Source organism: Arachidicoccus rhizosphaerae (genome assembly GCF_900107765.1).
In the GTDB taxonomy this organism is placed as follows: Bacteria; Bacteroidota; Bacteroidia; order Chitinophagales; family Chitinophagaceae; genus Arachidicoccus; species Arachidicoccus rhizosphaerae.
In genome coordinates, this window is sequence record NZ_FNQY01000022.1 from 1 (window position 1) to 16,717 (window position 16,717).

Sequence of the window (16,717 nt, forward strand, 5' to 3'; positions counted from 1 at the left end):
TAACCAGTTCTCACTTAAATCGGTAATGACGTTGGTAATATATCCATTTTTACGCGTCGTATCATTATTCATATCAATAAAGTCCGGATTATAATAATAACCTTGTTCGGGTACAATATTAAAATAGGAAAAATGTTGTGGCAAACTACCCAGATGCCATTTACCAATCCAGGCCGTCTGATATCCGGCATCTGTCAGATAACTGGCAAAGGTTGGCTGAGCAGGATCAAATTTGGAAAAATTATCTTCAAAGCCATTTAAATTGCTGTATTTACTCGTCAGTAGACAAGCTCTGCTGGGACCACAAAGCGAATTGGTAACAAACGCATTATAATAGGTGGCTCCCTCTGAAGCCAGTTTATCAATGTGCGGAGTGGCTCCATAGGGAGATCCGTAGGTGCCAATGGATTGATAAGCATGGTCATCAGAGACGATAATCAGGATATTGGGACGCTGGTCCGCTGACTGCGCCTTTACGCTTACTGCCCAACCAGAAATCAGTACCAGAAATGAAAGAAAAACTCTTTTCATACCATTAAAATATTGTTGATCTAAATAACAGCTTGTTTGCAGCCAATGTGCGTTGCCTCCCATAATCGCTATTGCGGCCTGTGCGGCAAATCAAGGTCATTGTCTAATAAAACGTCTGGTAAAGATAGTACAATTGACCGAAGGGCATAATAATATGTATGACTTTTTATTTAAAACAGATTAGGCTTCCTTAAATAAAATCAATAAATATCAATTCATTATCAATGATTTAATTATTTTTATACAAATAGGTCAATTAATTTTTAAATAAAGAAATCCGCATCAGTTAGTATCCACATATAACACGTGCCAGAAAAGATGCTATAAATTATTTTGCAAAAATCCCAACCAATTGCCATGCATAATTTTTTGAATATCCGGGTCGCTATATCCAACCTTTTTAAAAAGACCTGGCAGTTTCTGTAAATCAGAGATATCATCCAGATCATATGGTGTCTGTTCTTTACCAAATGCGCCATCCAAATCAGACCCTATGCCTATATGATCCGCATTGCCTGCAATCTGACAGATATGATCCATGTGCCGTATTAAAGAATTTAAGTCACATCCCGCCGATTGAGGATCAGTCACTCCCCTTTTCCAGTCCGGCACCATCATCCAGGCGTCCAGCGCCCCGCCGATTACGGCTCCTCTGTCAATCAACGCTTTAATCATTTCATCGGAGAACTGCCGGTTATGATTGACAATAGCCCTGCAATTGTTATGACTTGCCCAGATTGGCCCCTGATAGCACTTCAGAGCGTCCCAAAACGCCTCGTCGCATAAATGAGTCACGTCTAAAATCAGGTCAAGCTGCTGCATTTCCTTTAAGAGTTCTTTACCTGCATGACTTAGAGGGGCCGAGCTATCCGTACCGAAAGCATACCTTCCCGGGCCATAGTGTGCGGGGCCCAGTGCCCTCAACCCATCTTCATAACTTTGATGCAAATGATCCAAAATTACAATTGAATCTGCTCCTTCCAGGCTCCTGATATATCCGATGGGTAATGCATCTACCAGTTCCTTTTCGTATTTTACGACAGTATTCAGGCTGCTTTTCCTATCATCTTTATCCAGTGCTGTTTGCCAAAGCGAGACTACCTGTTGTAAATCCTGTTTATTTCTTACCGATTTTAACACACCAGTGCGCTCCATCTCTTTATACCATGCCAGTTGCCCCTGCGTTTGTGCCCAGGCCTGCTCCGGACTATGCCAGCCGGGCAGTGAACCTGAATAATCTACATAGCGGGCAATCTGGGTTGCAACCACCAGACCTATGCCTCCTTTACGCAGCGCAGGAAAGCTCACCGTTCCTTTTGCACGGTCCGGCTTATCCGTTAATCCACTTTCACGTTCTCTGATAAATTCAACAGATTTGGTTAAATCCCTGTTCCATTCCAGGGCATTCATTGCCAGGTCCAGATGTGCATCTATTATAAACATATAGAAAGCTTGTTTTTAATTATGATGGGAAAAATAAAAAAGAAAGGTAATCGGCAATAAAAAACGACAGGTTAAAAATTGATTTTTCTTTTTCTGGCCTGGACCTGCCATTGATCAGCAACTTTTGCCTTTTTAATCACCCAGGCATGATCATATAGTGCCACTGTAGGACAAATATGGAAAGGTACCGCATATAACAAACTGCCTACCGGAGGCAATTGGGCTGTACTCCCTTCTTTTAAACGCAGATTTAAATGTTCCTCACTTTGGAAAACTTCCTGTAAATCCGGAGCATTTAAAAAACGGGCTCTGGGAAAAGGCATTTCTGAAGCAATGGCTTTAGTTCCCATATCCACCGTACAGGTACCATTATCCAGATGATCAATCACCCGGGTAATAATTACGGCAGCTGGTTCAAAAGGTAAGTCTTTAAAATGCATTGCATACCCCTGGTCCCAGAATACAAAAGTGCCAGGGCTCAATTCAGCGCCCTGTCTTTTAATATGCGTGGAAAAGGAAGGCGAGCCGCCGATAATAAGTTTTAAAGGGGTTGCCCTTAAACGGTTGCAGCGATCCAGTAATTCTTTAACGGGTACGAATAGCTCATCGCTCGCAGCCTGCCTTTCAACCGGGTCGTCTATTTTTAGATGACCATCATAGACATGCAGGCCGATCAGCTGTACATGGGATAATTTTTTAAGTTCTTCAATAAAGAATGCAGCCTTATCCGGCGCAATACCTGTGCGGTGCATACCTGCATCTATATCTACATAGACGCCCAGTTGCACAGCTGCAGATTTTGCTCTGCTATTTAAATGCCGTGCATTTTCCAGATTAGATACCAGGCAGCTAAAATGCGTCTTATTATAGCGCTTAAGTAATTGCAACCACCTTTCTAAATCCGGCCCTATTAAAGGATAGGCTAATAGCACATCCTCTGCATTCAGCTGGGCCAGCATCTCTGCCTCGGCAATAGTAGCACATTTAAAACGGGTTATATAATGTTGCTGTAAAATTCTGCAGACAGCAGGCATTTTACTGGTTTTAACATGGGGACGAATCCGGCTGTCATCTCCCACCATTTTTTTAATCCGCCGAATATTATCAATCAAACGATCATAATAAATAACCAGTGCGGGGCTTTCCAGCGCCCTGGTGTCTTCTATCAGATACCAGGGACGTTTCGGATTATTTTCACCTCCGTTAACGGAATTCTCAGGGTAACTATCCCTGCCTGAATTATTTCCATTGCCCGACTCATTTGTGCTTATCATGGACATATCATTTAAACAGAAGATTTAATTTTCTGAAAATTCTCTGTTCTTTATTAGGATTAAGGGTACAATTCAAAAACGGCTTCGATTTCTACAGGAATATTATCCGGTAAAGACCCCATTCCTACCGCACTTCGAACACCAACGCCGTTATCTGCGCCCCATACCGTTTTAAAGAGTTCACTACACCCGTTGATAACATAAGGGTGCCTTGTAAAGCCGGGTGTCGCATTTACCATACCTAAGACTTTAATCACTCTTTTTACCCGGTTTAAGCTTCCGACTGCACTTTTAATGGTGGCGAGCATTGCCAGCCCGACCTGCCTTGCGGCAAGCACACCATCTTCAATATCAATATTCTCTCCCACCCTTCCAATAATCAGACTTCCATCCTCTTTCACGGTACCATGCCCGGACAGGTATAGAAAATCCCCTACCAACAAGCAAGGCTTATACACGCCTTTAGGTTCGGGGGCCGGAGGAAGCAGAAGTCCTGTCGCAGAAAAATTCTCTTCTGGAGATCCTGATACATTAAAAGTTGGTATTTCTGTATTGTTTGCTGCTGTTGACATGATGATTTTTTTGGAAATTTAATAAAATGGCCTGGCCATACACTTATTGTTCATCAAATTTAAAGTATTTAAACTGGCTGACCTAAAAGGGGGTGGCTGTATTAACAATAAGATTACGCTAATGAAGGATGAGGTGCAGGACAAATACGCCAATAAGTCCCGTTACGGAAACAATCGTTTCCATTAAGGACCAGGATTTAAAAGTATCCTTCAGACTCAGATTAAAATATTCTTTAAAAAGCCAGAACCCGGAATCATTTACATGAGAGAAAAACAAGCTTCCGGCTCCAATGGACAAGACCATAAGATTGGGATCAATGCCACTATTCAAAGTAAGGGGTGCCATAAATCCAGCTGCTGTCAGACCGGCTATCGTGGCTGAACCAACGGCCAATCGAATGATGGCAGCCATTAACCAGCCCAATACCAATGGATGTACGGGCCAGTGATGAATACTGCCGGCGATGGCAGCACTTACGCCACTATCATTCAAAACCTGGTTTAAAGCACCTGCACCTGCAATAACCAGCAGGATTAAGGCAATATCTTTAATGGCAGCGCCGTACATATCAGATATTTGGCTCATGCGAATACCTTGAACCACACCCACCGATATCGTAGCTACAATAATGGACAATATCATCACAAAGGACGCATTGCTGAAAAAATCCAGCCATGAACTGCGTCCCAGTCTGTATTTTAAAAATGCCCCACCCATTAATAATAAAACAGGCAAAAGGGCAGTTACAAAGCTATTAAACAATCCAGGCATCTTAGCTGTACCTACTGGCTTTGGAATAAAACTCTCCAATGGGCTGGAAGGTATCTTACGTAAATACCTGCAAAAAAACGGACCGGCAAGCAGTAACGCCGGTATGGCTAATATTAACCCATATAATAAAGTAGTTGTAATGTTAGCGTGCAATTGCTGCACCAGGGCAGTGGGCGCCGGATGGGGCGGTAAAAATCCATGGGTCACGGAAAGGGCCGCCAGCATAGGCAGACCAGTTGCAACAGCAGGTAATTTATATTGGTAAGTAACCGAGAAAATCAACGGCACCACCAAGACAAATCCGACACCGTAAAATAAGGAAATCCCCATCACAAAACCCGTTATCATAAGCGCCCAATGAACATAGCGTGTTCCGAACCTTTTAATCAACTGACTGGCAATCTGCTCCACGGCACCACTTTCTGCTATAATCTTTCCAAACATTGCGCCCAGGGTAATAATAATTATAAGTGACCCCATCATGGAACCAATACCCTTTTCTATGGAAGGGATAATCTGTTCAGCCGGCAATCCGAATAAAAAGCCAGCCAGCACAGAGACCAGCAGAAAAGATAAAAAAGCATTCAGTTTTACCCAGGTAATCAGGATAATCAATAATGCAATACAAAGTAGGATTAAAACAAAGGTCATCGGTTTAGTGCTTTTAATATCTAGTAACTTCAACCCTGCAATTCTTATGAACGAATCAGCCACAACCAAAAGAAATAAAAAGACTGGATAAGTCTTAAAATGGGAAGATACTAAAAAAAGGAAAAGCAGAATAATAAAAGGATAAGTTCTGATAGATTAAAAAGGAATTTCCCAGTCCGCAATACCACCGGCTATGACCTTAAACATCTTAAAATGTGCCAGTCTTTTTGCAGTGCTGAGTCTGTCGTATGCCGCCAGGTCCCTAAGGAGTAATTTACGTTCCAGGTGTCTCCGTTCATAAGCTAGCTGCCCACGGGTGACTTCTAGCATACACCGGCCTTTGACTAATCCGATCTTGCTTTGATCAAACTGATAACCTCTCTTTAAGGACTCCTCATAGACTTCAGCCAGGTAGCTATTGATGGCACTGACAGGGTCATCAGCCTGCTTAAACCTTTTGAGTGCCGGATGATTTCTATAACCATTGGTCCAACCCTCCAGCACATGCTTTGCAAGTAAGCCTTCACGCCATAGGGCTAACAACCCTTTGGTATCTAAATATCCCGGATGAAGTGACCATAAACGCATAGAAATAAATTAAAAGTATACTTATGAAAAACCTCCGCTCCCACAAGATAAACAATTTGACATAGAGAAAAAGTGAGGCAAAGCAGCATTTTTATAACTTACTTAATTTTTCAGGACCCGTCTGTTCAAAAAACTATATTTTCAAATTAATTACTGAAATACAACTAGTTATAAAACAACAACAAACTTTTACAGAGAGAGTTTCCAGGCTAAATGTACATTTTAAGATTTCTTTTTAATAATTTATTTGTTGCAACAAATATTGTTGCATTATCTTTGCACTATGAAAATAGAAAACGTCATCAAACAGTCCAGCTTCTCCAGCAGTTACCATAAAGTGGTGGTGAATTTGATTTTCACGGGCAACTGGATCCGGGATGAGCAGATGAAAGTTTTTAAGCAATTTGATCTGTTGCCACAGCACTATAATGTACTGCGCATCATCAAAGGTCATATGCCCCATCCAATTGCACCCAAGGATATTAAAGAAGTGCTTATAGATAAGGCCGGAGACTTAACTCGTCTGTTGGATAAGTTGGAAAAAAAGGGGCTTGTTAAACGCAACCTTTGTCCTTCCAACCGACGACAAATGGATATCAGTATGACAGACAAAGGTCTTAAAATACTGGAACAGCTACAGGGGCCGCTACAGATCTTTACGGATATGATTCAAAATAATCTTTCTAAGGATCAGGCTGAAAATTTGAGTGACCTGCTGGACCAGTTAAGAGGCTGACAAAATTAATATTTTGGCAACACGGATTTTTCATACAAAATCGTAATTTCAAAAGACAATCCTTATTAAAATAAAAAAACAATTAAATCTAAAAATTATGGCAACTCAAAAATGGATCTCTGATCCAACGCACAGCGAACTTCAGTTTAAAGTAAAACATCTGATGATCAGTAAAGTAACGGGCGGCTTTCAAGACTTTACGATTCAGGCAGAAACAGATGGTGATGATTTCAGCAATGCAAAAGTAACCGCCAAAGTACAGCTTGATTCTATCGCTACAGGTCAGAAAGACCGTGACAATCACTTAAAATCCGCAGACTTTTTTGACGTAGAAGCCAATCCAACAATGGACTTCACTTCCACCAAAATTGTCAAAAAAGGCGATGATGATTATGAACTGGACGGAGAGTTAACCATTAAAGGTATTACCAAACCTGTATCCATTAAACTGGAATATGGTGGAACCGCCGTTGACCCATGGGGCAATACAAAGGCAGCTTTCAGCCTGGATGGCAAAATCAGTCGTAAGGAATGGGGCTTAACTTATAATGCACCTTTGGAAGCCGGTGGCGTAATGATCAGTGATGATGTAAAAATCCTTGGAGAAATCCAATTAGTAAAATCCGCAGAATAAATTTAGTGGATTGAGTCCAGATCATCTATATATAAAACTGTTAGACCGGTATCAGGCTTAAATGAGTAGTCACGTGTCAAAAGAAAAGTGAGGCCAGCTCTGCACTGCCTTAGTTTGTTTCCGGTCTACAATTTATTTAATTTCTTCCGCTACATTCTTGAAGAAATACGGTTGCTTTGACCACTGAGTTCCGTAGACTCCTTTAACCTACCAGATCTGTGAACAGCCATTACTGTTCAGCATTTCTTATTTCAAAAGCTTTAATAATAGTTTATGCGCATAGAAAAAACCAATACCCAGAACTGGGTACCTTTATTTGCCCGTCTGGCTGTTTTTTTTACTATTTTCCCCCATGGCGCCCAAAAATTACTGGGCTGGTTTGGCGGCGCCGGTTTTAGTGCCACAATGGACGGTCTGTCCAAAGGCGCCGGTCTGCCGGTATTTATTGTTTTTCTTGTTATTATTTTTGAATCCATTGCTCCGTTATTTTTACTCTTTGGATTTCTAACAAGAATTTCCGCAGCCGCGGTACTCATCAACTTTTTAGGCGTAGTCTTTACGGTTACGATTCACAGCGGGTATTTTATGAACTGGCACGGGGAAGCCGGCAAAGGCGAAGGACTTGAATATTTTATTTTATTATTTGCACTTCTTATTATTTTACTTCTAAGAGGGGGTGGCAAATTAAGTCTGGATGGACTACTGTTTAATAAACCAGGCAAATCCTAACCAGTCAATACACCCCTATCAGGAAGGCTGATTATTAAAAATAAAAAACGTTCCTCTTTAATTCTCATTTTAAAGTCCGAGGTATTTATGAAAAAAATAGGCTTTTTATCATTTGGTCACTGGGATAAACATCCGGCGTACCGGGTACGCTCCGCCAGTGACACCCTTTTGCAGTCTATCGATCTGGCTGTTGAGGCAGAAAAAATAGGTGTAGATGGAGCATATTTCAGGGTGCATCATTACGCCCAGCAATTAGCCTCACCTTTCCCTTTACTTGCTGCAATTGGCGCCAAAACCAACAAAATAGAGATAGGAACCGGCGTCATTGACATGCGCTATGAAAATCCGCTTTACATGGTGGAAGACGCTGGTGCAGCTGATTTAATTTCCGAAGGAAGATTACAACTGGGCATCAGCAGAGGTTCTCCGGAACAGGTAATAGACGGATGGCGTTATTTTGGTTACGAGCCCAAAGCCGGTGAGTCAGATGCTGATATGGGACGTCGTCACGGCCTAGAATTTTATCAGCAGCTGGACGGTGTTGGATTTGCTAAACCCAATCCAAGACCGATGTTCCCTAATCCGCCCGGCCTGTTAAGGCTGGAGCCCTACGCTGAAGGATTGAAAGAACGGATTTGGTGGGGAGCAGGCTCTAATGCTACTGCCATCTGGGCAGCTGAACAAGGAATGAATTTACAGAGTTCGACCTTAAAAGAGGACGAGAGCGGCAAACCTTTTCATGTGCAACAGGCGGAACAGATCAGGCTATTTAAAAATGCCTGGGAGAAAGCTGGACACGCCAGAAAACCTAGAATTTCTGTCAGCCGGTCTATCTTTGCAATTACAAATGATATGGACAGAACTTATTTTGGGCATGAAAAAAGAAGCCAGGACCAGATCGGTAATATTGATCAAAATACACGCGCCATATTTGGGCGTAGCTATGCTGCGGAACCTGAAAAACTTATCAAGGAACTATCCCAGGATGAAGCCATACAGGAAGCAGACACCTTACTGCTCACGATTCCCAATACCCTGGGTGTCGAGTATAACGTGCACGTACTGGACGCTATTCTTAAATATGTTGCGCCGGAACTGGGTTGGAGATAAGCCAATATAAAGAAGGTCTGTGTTTATATTGGAAAATTAATTTAGGCAAAAGCCACTGAAAAGATTCAGTGGCTTTTTTATAATGTTTACAATGAGCTTGTACTATTTCATTTCACTTTTAGGAACATTTCATGTAAATAATGAACTTGACGCTTTAAATCTATCGGCTCCTTGCCTCTTTTACCTATCACCCTACATGGACCCATAGCAGCCATTTTACCTGACCGCTTCATCATTAAGCATACTTAAAGACGCTCGTACAATGCTTCTACCTTTTCCAGTGCGACACCCTTGGTTTCAAAGACATATTTAGCCACAAAAACAATCATTAAAAAATTAATCACCCCATAGGTAAAGAAGGTCACGGGTGCACCTAATCCGTTTAACATGATGGGAAAAGTCCAGGAAACAATGGCATTTGCGGTCCAGTTTCCAAATATGGCAAAGGAAGTAGCGCTGCCCCTTATTTTATTAGAAAAGATTTCTGCAACATAGACCCAAAGCACCGCTCCCCAGGTACAGGCGAAGGCCGCGATATAGACAAAAATAGCCGCCAGCACCAGGTAGCTGTCCAGCTTATCCGTATAAAACAAAACACCGACCACCATCATACAAATACCCATAACGGCAGAACCGATAAGCAGGAGTTTTTTACGGCCCAGGCGGTCAATTAACCAAAAGGCTACAATGGTAAAAATCAGATTCACCACTCCGGTTAATACGGTCTGAAATAATACACTTCCTCCTACATGGGTTTTTTCAAAGATCAGCGGAGCATAGTAAAAAATAATATTAATTCCGGTAAGTTGTGCAATCGCAGCAAATACCACCCCTATAAGGACTACCTTTCTGTATTTGGCAGAGAATATCTCCATAAATCGCAAACCGTGCCCACTGGAAGCCAGATCTGCCTTTACAGACTCCAACTCATCTTTTGCCTTTGACGGCTCATAGATTCTGCCAAATATGCGGTGCGCATGCTCATGTCTTTCCCTTTGTATGAGCCACCTTGGGCTTTCCGGCACCAATAACAATAGCACAAAAAAGATCACAGAAGGAATAACTGCCGCCGCCAGCATATAACGCCAGGTATTTTCCGGACTGAGAAAGCTCCACCCGGCACTATCAATGACATAGTTGGAAATAAAAGCCAGTAAAATGCCAAGGACAATAGCCAGCTGCTGACTCATTCCAAGCCTGCCCCGGAATTCCGCCGGAGCTACTTCAGAAATATAAATCGGTGCCAGGGTGGAAGCCATGCCAATGGCAAGGCCTCCTATAAAGCGGTAGGCAACTAACTGTTCAAAACTGCCGGCTATTCCGCTACCCACTGCCGCTATCACATATAATACAGCCGTTACCAGCATCATCAATTTTCTTCCATAGCGGTTGGCCAGATTACCGGCAAATAAAGCACCCGGAATACATCCGATGGAAGCCGCCGCTACCACAAGTCCGATGGCTGCATCATCGAGTTTAAAGAAACTTCGTAGTGCAGGCAAAGTACCCGCTATAACGGCTGTATCAAATCCAAATAAAAGTCCTCCGATGGCCGCCACTGCGGCAATTAAAATAGTATATTTTTTCATGAGTCGTACTTATCTGCTATTAAATGTTCCATTCATACCTCTGGGTCCACTACCTGATGCTATCATGCTTACGCTTATAAAACAAGAAGATAACAGGCCCGGTACTGCACATTAGATATGTCTCTTAAAGCGCTCAGTTCCGCTATTTGCCTACTCAAATTAATTATTATTTCGGGGAAGTCTTCTTGGAGCAGCTTCCATTCACTATTCGTTTACACTTGAATATCAGGACCTCTACAGTTTAGATTTGTAATCAATTTATATTTTTTCCAACCTTACCTGCTTCAACCGGAGGTTAATACAAATCAGGTACTGAACTGATCTAAATCATTGCAAGGCAGCAGTAACCGGCCCATTTTTGCACAGCAAAGCAAATTAAAATGAGCAGCAATAGTTTTTCAGACCTACAGCGCCGTAACGTTGACAATAAGCAAAGGAACCCGACACCTGATAGCTGGACCTTCCCCAACTATTTATCCAAACAATTAAATATTCAGATATGCAACTACCTGATTTAACAACCGACGAGCTTGATCGCAAACAATTGGAGCCCCTGCTCCCTGGGCCGGATCGAGAACAGCTTTCTTACCATCCGCTCCAAACCCAAAAGGATGATGACCAAAATTTTAAACCTACCGGCGCAATTGTATTTTTCATTTTGCTGATCGCCATGGGTGCGCTGATCTGGTTTTCCATTTACGATCTTCAGTTATCCAGACATTAAAGATTTAACCCTAAAGCCCAATTCCCAATGAATAAGTATGAAGCCAGGATTATTTTATTGGCAGGATCCACACTCTGCATTTTTTTATTTGCCCTGCTTTATAATGCCTTTAGCAGAAAAATAGATGTCCCGAGTTGCGTGCCCTTTAACAAAAGCTTTGAACATCCCTCGTTAAAACAGGTGGATGACAAAACTTATGAGCTATACCTGGTAGCCCAGATGTGGTCTTTTACGCCAGATGAAATAAAAGTCCCTGCGGGCAGCACCGTAGACCTCTATCTGAGCAGTAAAGACGTGGTCCATGGATTTAATATCGTAGATAAGGCCGTAAACCTGATGGCTGTTCCCGGAGCCATTAATAAAACAACGCTCCATTTTGACAAACCAGGCGTCTACCGGATAGTCTGTCACGAATATTGTGGAGTCGGACACCAAAACATGCTCGGCAAGATATTGGTCCAGTAAAGCCATCCGTCCATAAAATCCTGACTTTTTTCCAGACATCGAAAATCCATCATTATGAATATAACAAAACCCTTTAAAAGGGTTATCCTTACCGAATTTTTCCTGCCGCTGACGCTGCTGACCATCGGTATCTATCATGGTCTGATGCAGGTCATTTACAGGGCAGGCATCATCCATCAGAATTCCTTTGCCGGACTGAATTACTATCAGGGTCTAACCCTGCATGGCGTGATTAATGCACTGGTGCTGACTACTTTTTTTGCGGTCGCTTTTGGCCATGTCACGATCAGCCACTACCTGAAAAAAGAGCCTCCGCGCCTGGCCTACAGCAGCTCACTGTGGCTTATGCTCCTGGGAACCGTAATGGATGCTTACGCCATGCTCACCGGTAAAGCGCAGGCATTATATACCTTTTATGCCCCCTTGAAAGACTCTCCTGTTTTCTATATAGGAACAGCACTTTTAATTATAGGCAGCTGGGTGGCATTCTTTGGCTGGATTAAAACCTATATAAAATGGAAAAAAGAAAATCCAGATACAAAAATGCCATTAGCCATTCTGGGTACCTTCGTTAATTTCACCATCTGGGTTGTCTGCACTGTCCCTGCCGCCTATTCTACGCTTATCCTGCTGACACCATGGGCAGCAGGCTGGGTAGAGAGGGTCAATGTGCCACTCACAAGGATGCTGTTCTGGATGTTCGGCCATGCGCTGGTGTATTTTTGGCTGCTCCCGGCATATATCATGTATTATACAATATTGCCAAAGCTTGCAGGTGGCAAGCTCTATTCAGAAAATGCCGGCCGCCTGGCTTTCCTTCTTTTTTTGATCCTGTCCGTACCCGTGGGTGTTCACCACCAGTTCAGTGAACCTGTTTTTACACCCGGCACCAAGCTGTTTATGGCCATACTGACCTTCGGCGTTGCGTTGCCCAGTTTTATGACCGCATTTACCATTGCAGCGTCCCTGGAACACGCCGGCCGGAAAAAAGGCGCCAGGGGTTGGCTGGGATGGATGCTGCATTTGCCTTATTTCAGAAGCGATAATTTTTTATTTGGCTATCTGATCTGCGGCATGATATTATTCATTTTTGGTGGGCTGTCAGGTATCGTAAACGCCTCCTATTCACTCAATGCCATGGTACACAACACGGCCTGGATTCCCGGACATTTTCACATGACTGTGGCAGGTCCCGTATTTTTATCCATTATTGGGATGAGTCTTCTGCTTTATGGCAAGCTCTCCGGCAAACCCATTCAATTCAAGCTGCTAGCAACGATTGTCCCTTATATGTGGATGTTGGGGATGGTCTTTTTCTCCCATGGCCTGATGGCCGGAGGACTGATGGGCGAGCCCAGAAGAACCAATCTGGGCATGACCTATACAAACCCGGACAGCCCCTTGTTTAATCAGCATTGGGTACCCACCACCACATCCACTCTGATTGGCGGCATTATTATGTCCGTTGCGGCCCTGCTATATTTTATCTCGTTTTTCGCCACCGCATTTGGCAAAAAAACCCAGCCAGCCGTTTTGGAGCTTCCTGAGTCCGAGCCCTTACATCCAGAGAAGCCAGTAGCGATCCTGACAAACCTGAAACCCTGGCTGGCTGTGATGGGAGTGCTGATTTTATTTGCGTATATCCCAGCCTTAAACAGTGTCTTTAAATACAGTGTTCCGGTAAAAGGCCAGTACCAGATTGACAGCCCGGTACCTGAGAACCCTAAGCCTGCCCAAAAGGCGAAGCAAACTAAATCTGATCAGCATACCAACGCAAAGGACCACGCCAAAGCAGAACGGTCATTATCACGAGTCACTAATTTAGTCGTCCTTAGGGCCAGTTCACCCACTTCTTTGGATGAGCCTTTATTGTCAGCCCGTCTGCAGGATACCTTTTAAAACAGATTTTCAATGCAAGCTCAATTTTCAGGGATCCCCCTCTCTAAACTTAAGTCCCGCTGGTTTTTTCTACTTATTGCACTCACTCCGCTGAGTATTTTCGGAGTCTGCTACTGGTGGCAAACGCGGGTAGCCGCCCTGCCCTACTTCTCCTTAGGTTTTAAACAGCAAACAGATGCGCCTTATTATCAGGTCCCGGGCTTTGCATTTATCAATCAGCAAGGACTCCAGACGGACAGCAGTTTCGTTAAGGGAAAGGTCTGGGTAGCTGACTTCTTTTTCACTAGCTGTCCTACCATCTGCCCCAAAATGACCAGAAATCTGCAAAAGATTCAGGCCGCTTATAAAAACGACTCCGGCTTAACCATCACCTCCACGACCGTAGATCCTGTTCATGATCAGCCTGCCAGACTAAAGGCTTATGCCGCAAAAAACAGGATAAACACCGGGCAGTGGCAACTTCTGACGGGTACAAAAGTGAATCTGTACAGGTATGCAAGAAAAGCGCTGGGGGTAGTGGCAACGGACGGCGATGGCGGACCAGGCGATTTTATTCACAGTGACCAGCTTGTACTCATTGATCAAAAAGGTCATATCAGAGGTTATTATGACGGCACCAGCAACAGCGCTACTCAGGCACTGATAAAAGACATTGAACGTTTATTACAAAATAATTAAAATATGAAATACGCACTACGAATATTGATAATATGGCTACTTACAACAGGTCTGTTAAATGTTATCCTTGGACAAAATTCAGTACAACAGGGTAAGGCTATTTTTTCAACCAGATGTGCGGCCTGTCACGCTATTGGTAAACAGGTCGTAGGACCGGACCTCAAAGACGTCGACACCAGGAGGTCAGAGGCCTGGATTATCGATTTTGTACATGGATCCCAAAAATTAGTCCAGGCGAAAGACGCTGTTGCTGTTCATTTGTTTGAGCAGTTCAACCATACCGTAATGCCGGACCATCCGGATCTTTCCGCAGAAGACATCCGCCATATTATTGCCTATATTCATGACCAGAGCGCAGCGCTCGGTTCAACCGCTGGAAATTCCGGTCCTGCAAAGGAATTATACCGGCTTCCCTATCCCAATAGTCAGCACTCCTGGATACATAATGTCATCTTCCTGGACCTCCAAGGTCATTTTACCCCACTCACTTCCCATGACCATCTCAGTTGGATTATGATATTTACCACTGTCTTATTTTTAGTCGTATCTATGGTTATTTTAGTCAAAGTGACGGATCTCAAAAATAACGCCACTCAGCATACAGAAAACAAGGAGAACACCTCCCCGACAAATTAACACCGGGCATCAGGTAAAAAGATGAATGATATTAACCTTTAACCTTTTTATGCCCTGGCAACTTTGGCCATCATGCGGTTGACGAGTGGACCGACATAAGGCATTCGTTCCAGTTCTTTTCTTTCTGCAAAAAAGACCAAGAGGATAAACAGCGACATTAGAATCATTCCGGCAAGTACCCGGATTATAAGACTTGTCGTGAGCGCCCCTACGCCTACATGAATAAAATATAGAAGTAGCATGCTGACTAGGTAAGCCGTTAGCTTTTTAACGTTATACGGAATGGGGAACATGCGCTGGCCTGTTTTGTAACAGACGATCATCATTAAAAAATAACAGGCAAAGGTCGTCCAGGCGCAGGCATAATAGCCAAATTTTGGAATAAAATAGTAGTTGCCAAAAAAGGTAATGGCCGCCCCAAATAAAGAAATATACATCCCGATACGCATTTTATCGGCTAACTTATACCAGATCGACAGATTATAATAGATACCCAGGCAAAGATTAGCGGCTAATAATACCGGCACAACGCCTACGCCACTTCTATAAGTGGGTCCTACAATAAATTTCCAGACATCTAAAAACAGGGCGGTAAATAAATAGGCGATGGCCAGGGTTATCACAAACCATTTCATGACCCGGGCATAGACTTTAAGGGCGTCTTTATCCTGACTTTTATTAAAGAAAAAAGGCTCGGCAGCCATCTTAAAGGCAGAGATAAACAGCGTAATAATCACGGAGAGTTTATAACAATATCCATAAATGGCCACCTGGATTTTAGAGTCTTCTACTGTTCCGTTATAAAGCTTTTCCAGCATCTGGCGATCAATAACCTCATTGACCATACCGGCCAGACCACCGATAATCATGGGTGAGCTGTAGCGCCAGAGTTGCCGCCATAGACTTTTCTCAAATTCAAAACGGATGGAACGCCACTCTTTAAACAGTAATATAAAGGTCACCATCGCCTGAGCCAGGTTGGCTTTTAAAAGCAGCCCGGTCTTAGTCTGCTGGGCGTACCAGCCGTGCAGCCAACCGGTGGATTTTGCTGCCGTCTCTGGCAGATAAGCCAGAAAATAAATCGTCAAAAACAAGTAAACAGCGATACCTGCCAGATTGACAAAAGCATATTTTTTAGGCCGGCTCTCTTTTCTGAGCTTAGCCAGCGGGATTACACAGAGCGTGTCAAAGCCGATAATGGCTAAACACCAGAGAATATAGGAGTAATGCCCTTCTACGCCAATAAAGTCCCCGATAGGCACCCTGAATAAAGAAATTAAAAAAACAAAACAGACCGTAGAGATAATATGCGATGTAAAGGCTGTCTGGAATAAGGACCGCTGGGAGATGCCCTCCTTATTAGAGAACCTAAAATAAGCCGTCTCAAAGCCATAGGTAAAGATAATATTTAGCAAGGCAATATAGGCGTAGAGCACCGTATAGGTCCCCATTTCTGCCTGCCCGGCTCTGGAACCTACCAGATAAGTAATAATTGGCGTTGTAATATAGGTCAGGAACCTACCTCCGATATTACTGAGTCCATACCAGACGGTCTGTCCTGCTAATTGTTTGATACCACTCAAAATTACTTCCTTTTTTGCTTTTGTTTTCTACAATGGTAATAGCAACAAATGTAGTCAAGTTCCCCTAACTGACAGCATAAGTCCCTTAAAATCTTTGGTTAAC

General features: G+C 43.2%; 17 protein-coding genes. 9 read left to right on the plus strand and 8 right to left on the minus strand.

The annotated features are described in order from the left end of the window. The 6 genes from BLU80_RS15210 to BLU80_RS15235 all read right to left on the minus strand — a co-directional run. On the minus strand, window positions 1-531 hold a 531-nt coding region (locus tag BLU80_RS15210), incomplete at its 3' end, for a sulfatase-like hydrolase/transferase (RefSeq protein WP_170831262.1). A gap of 321 nt (window positions 532-852) precedes the next feature. Beyond that, a complete protein-coding gene (locus tag BLU80_RS15215; protein ID WP_091400163.1) occupies window positions 853-1,974 on the minus strand; it encodes a dipeptidase in 1,122 nt (373 codons plus the stop codon). Between the two features lie 71 nt (window positions 1,975-2,045). Then, window positions 2,046-3,248, minus strand: a complete 1,203-nt coding sequence (locus tag BLU80_RS15220; protein ID WP_170831263.1) for a D-TA family PLP-dependent enzyme — start codon at window positions 3,246-3,248, stop codon at window positions 2,046-2,048. Window positions 3,249-3,307: 59 nt separating this feature from the next. Then, a complete protein-coding gene (locus BLU80_RS15225; protein WP_091400167.1) occupies window positions 3,308-3,820 on the minus strand; it encodes a RidA family protein in 513 nt (170 codons plus the stop codon). 118 nt (window positions 3,821-3,938) lie between these two features. Further along, a complete protein-coding gene (locus BLU80_RS15230; RefSeq protein WP_091400169.1) occupies window positions 3,939-5,243 on the minus strand; it encodes a GntP family permease in 1,305 nt (434 codons plus the stop codon). Window positions 5,244-5,399: 156 nt separating this feature from the next. Further along, entirely contained in the window at window positions 5,400-5,831 is a 432-nt protein-coding gene (locus BLU80_RS15235) for a pyrimidine dimer DNA glycosylase/endonuclease V (protein WP_091400170.1), read from the minus strand. Between the two features lie 283 nt (window positions 5,832-6,114). Between BLU80_RS15235 and BLU80_RS15240 the strand changes: the two genes are divergently transcribed. From BLU80_RS15240 to BLU80_RS15255, 4 genes are all read left to right on the plus strand, one after another. Then, the gene (locus BLU80_RS15240) at window positions 6,115-6,567 is read left to right on the plus strand and encodes a MarR family winged helix-turn-helix transcriptional regulator (protein WP_091400173.1); all 453 of its coding nucleotides are present in this window, start codon (window positions 6,115-6,117) and stop codon (window positions 6,565-6,567) included. Between the two features lie 97 nt (window positions 6,568-6,664). Beyond that, window positions 6,665-7,201 (plus strand): YceI family protein, encoded by a 537-nt coding sequence (locus BLU80_RS15245; RefSeq protein WP_091400175.1) that lies wholly within the window; start codon window positions 6,665-6,667, stop codon window positions 7,199-7,201. 273 nt (window positions 7,202-7,474) lie between these two features. Continuing rightward, window positions 7,475-7,930, plus strand: coding sequence for a DoxX family protein (locus BLU80_RS15250; RefSeq protein ID WP_091400177.1), 456 nt, complete (start codon window positions 7,475-7,477; stop codon window positions 7,928-7,930). An 87-nt stretch (window positions 7,931-8,017) separates the two neighbouring features. Continuing rightward, on the plus strand, window positions 8,018-9,040 hold the full coding sequence (locus BLU80_RS15255; RefSeq protein ID WP_091400179.1) for an LLM class flavin-dependent oxidoreductase: 1,023 nt from the start codon (window positions 8,018-8,020) through the stop codon (window positions 9,038-9,040). 245 nt (window positions 9,041-9,285) lie between these two features. Here the strand turns inward: BLU80_RS15255 and BLU80_RS15260 are convergent, their stop codons facing one another. After that, the gene (locus BLU80_RS15260) at window positions 9,286-10,629 is read right to left on the minus strand and encodes a sugar porter family MFS transporter (RefSeq protein ID WP_091400181.1); all 1,344 of its coding nucleotides are present in this window, start codon (window positions 10,627-10,629) and stop codon (window positions 9,286-9,288) included. A 499-nt stretch (window positions 10,630-11,128) separates the two neighbouring features. Here BLU80_RS15260 and BLU80_RS15265 point away from each other — a divergent pair, with 499 nt between their 5' ends. The 5 genes from BLU80_RS15265 to BLU80_RS15285 are packed head-to-tail and all read left to right on the plus strand — an operon-like array spanning window position 11,129 to window position 15,031. After that, a complete protein-coding gene (locus tag BLU80_RS15265; RefSeq protein ID WP_091400183.1) occupies window positions 11,129-11,353 on the plus strand; it encodes a hypothetical protein in 225 nt (74 codons plus the stop codon). Between the two features lie 27 nt (window positions 11,354-11,380). After that, window positions 11,381-11,818 (plus strand): cytochrome c oxidase subunit II, encoded by a 438-nt coding sequence (locus BLU80_RS15270; RefSeq protein ID WP_091400185.1) that lies wholly within the window; start codon window positions 11,381-11,383, stop codon window positions 11,816-11,818. Between the two features lie 54 nt (window positions 11,819-11,872). Then, complete coding sequence (locus tag BLU80_RS15275; RefSeq protein WP_091400187.1) at window positions 11,873-13,717, plus strand: cbb3-type cytochrome c oxidase subunit I; 1,845 nt, start codon at window positions 11,873-11,875, stop codon at window positions 13,715-13,717. A 12-nt stretch (window positions 13,718-13,729) separates the two neighbouring features. Further along, window positions 13,730-14,395, plus strand: coding sequence for an SCO family protein (locus BLU80_RS15280; protein ID WP_091400189.1), 666 nt, complete (start codon window positions 13,730-13,732; stop codon window positions 14,393-14,395). A 3-nt stretch (window positions 14,396-14,398) separates the two neighbouring features. Further along, on the plus strand, window positions 14,399-15,031 hold the full coding sequence (locus BLU80_RS15285) for a c-type cytochrome (RefSeq protein WP_091400191.1): 633 nt from the start codon (window positions 14,399-14,401) through the stop codon (window positions 15,029-15,031). A gap of 47 nt (window positions 15,032-15,078) precedes the next feature. Here the strand turns inward: BLU80_RS15285 and BLU80_RS15290 are convergent, their stop codons facing one another. Then, on the minus strand, window positions 15,079-16,614 hold the full coding sequence (locus BLU80_RS15290) for an oligosaccharide flippase family protein (protein WP_091400193.1): 1,536 nt from the start codon (window positions 16,612-16,614) through the stop codon (window positions 15,079-15,081). Window positions 16,615-16,717: the final 103 nt, after the last annotated feature.

Bases quoted from the DNA above. Each gene is read 5' to 3' on its own strand.
- BLU80_RS15215 (WP_091400163.1), bottom strand. From the start codon at position 1,974: ATGTTTATAATAGATGCACATCTGGACCTGGCAATGAATGCCCTGGAA.
- BLU80_RS15220 (WP_170831263.1), bottom strand. From the start codon at position 3,248: ATGATAAGCACAAATGAGTCGGGCAATGGAAATAATTCAGGCAGGGAT.
- BLU80_RS15225 (WP_091400167.1), bottom strand. From the start codon at position 3,820: ATGTCAACAGCAGCAAACAATACAGAAATACCAACTTTTAATGTATCA.
- BLU80_RS15230 (WP_091400169.1), bottom strand. From the start codon at position 5,243: ATGACCTTTGTTTTAATCCTACTTTGTATTGCATTATTGATTATCCTG.
- BLU80_RS15235 (WP_091400170.1), bottom strand. From the start codon at position 5,831: ATGCGTTTATGGTCACTTCATCCGGGATATTTAGATACCAAAGGGTTG.
- BLU80_RS15240 (WP_091400173.1), top strand. From the start codon at position 6,115: ATGAAAATAGAAAACGTCATCAAACAGTCCAGCTTCTCCAGCAGTTAC.
- BLU80_RS15245 (WP_091400175.1), top strand. From the start codon at position 6,665: ATGGCAACTCAAAAATGGATCTCTGATCCAACGCACAGCGAACTTCAG.
- BLU80_RS15250 (WP_091400177.1), top strand. From the start codon at position 7,475: ATGCGCATAGAAAAAACCAATACCCAGAACTGGGTACCTTTATTTGCC.
- BLU80_RS15255 (WP_091400179.1), top strand. From the start codon at position 8,018: ATGAAAAAAATAGGCTTTTTATCATTTGGTCACTGGGATAAACATCCG.
- BLU80_RS15260 (WP_091400181.1), bottom strand. From the start codon at position 10,629: ATGAAAAAATATACTATTTTAATTGCCGCAGTGGCGGCCATCGGAGGA.
- BLU80_RS15265 (WP_091400183.1), top strand. From the start codon at position 11,129: ATGCAACTACCTGATTTAACAACCGACGAGCTTGATCGCAAACAATTG.
- BLU80_RS15270 (WP_091400185.1), top strand. From the start codon at position 11,381: ATGAATAAGTATGAAGCCAGGATTATTTTATTGGCAGGATCCACACTC.
- BLU80_RS15275 (WP_091400187.1), top strand. From the start codon at position 11,873: ATGAATATAACAAAACCCTTTAAAAGGGTTATCCTTACCGAATTTTTC.
- BLU80_RS15280 (WP_091400189.1), top strand. From the start codon at position 13,730: ATGCAAGCTCAATTTTCAGGGATCCCCCTCTCTAAACTTAAGTCCCGC.
- BLU80_RS15285 (WP_091400191.1), top strand. From the start codon at position 14,399: ATGAAATACGCACTACGAATATTGATAATATGGCTACTTACAACAGGT.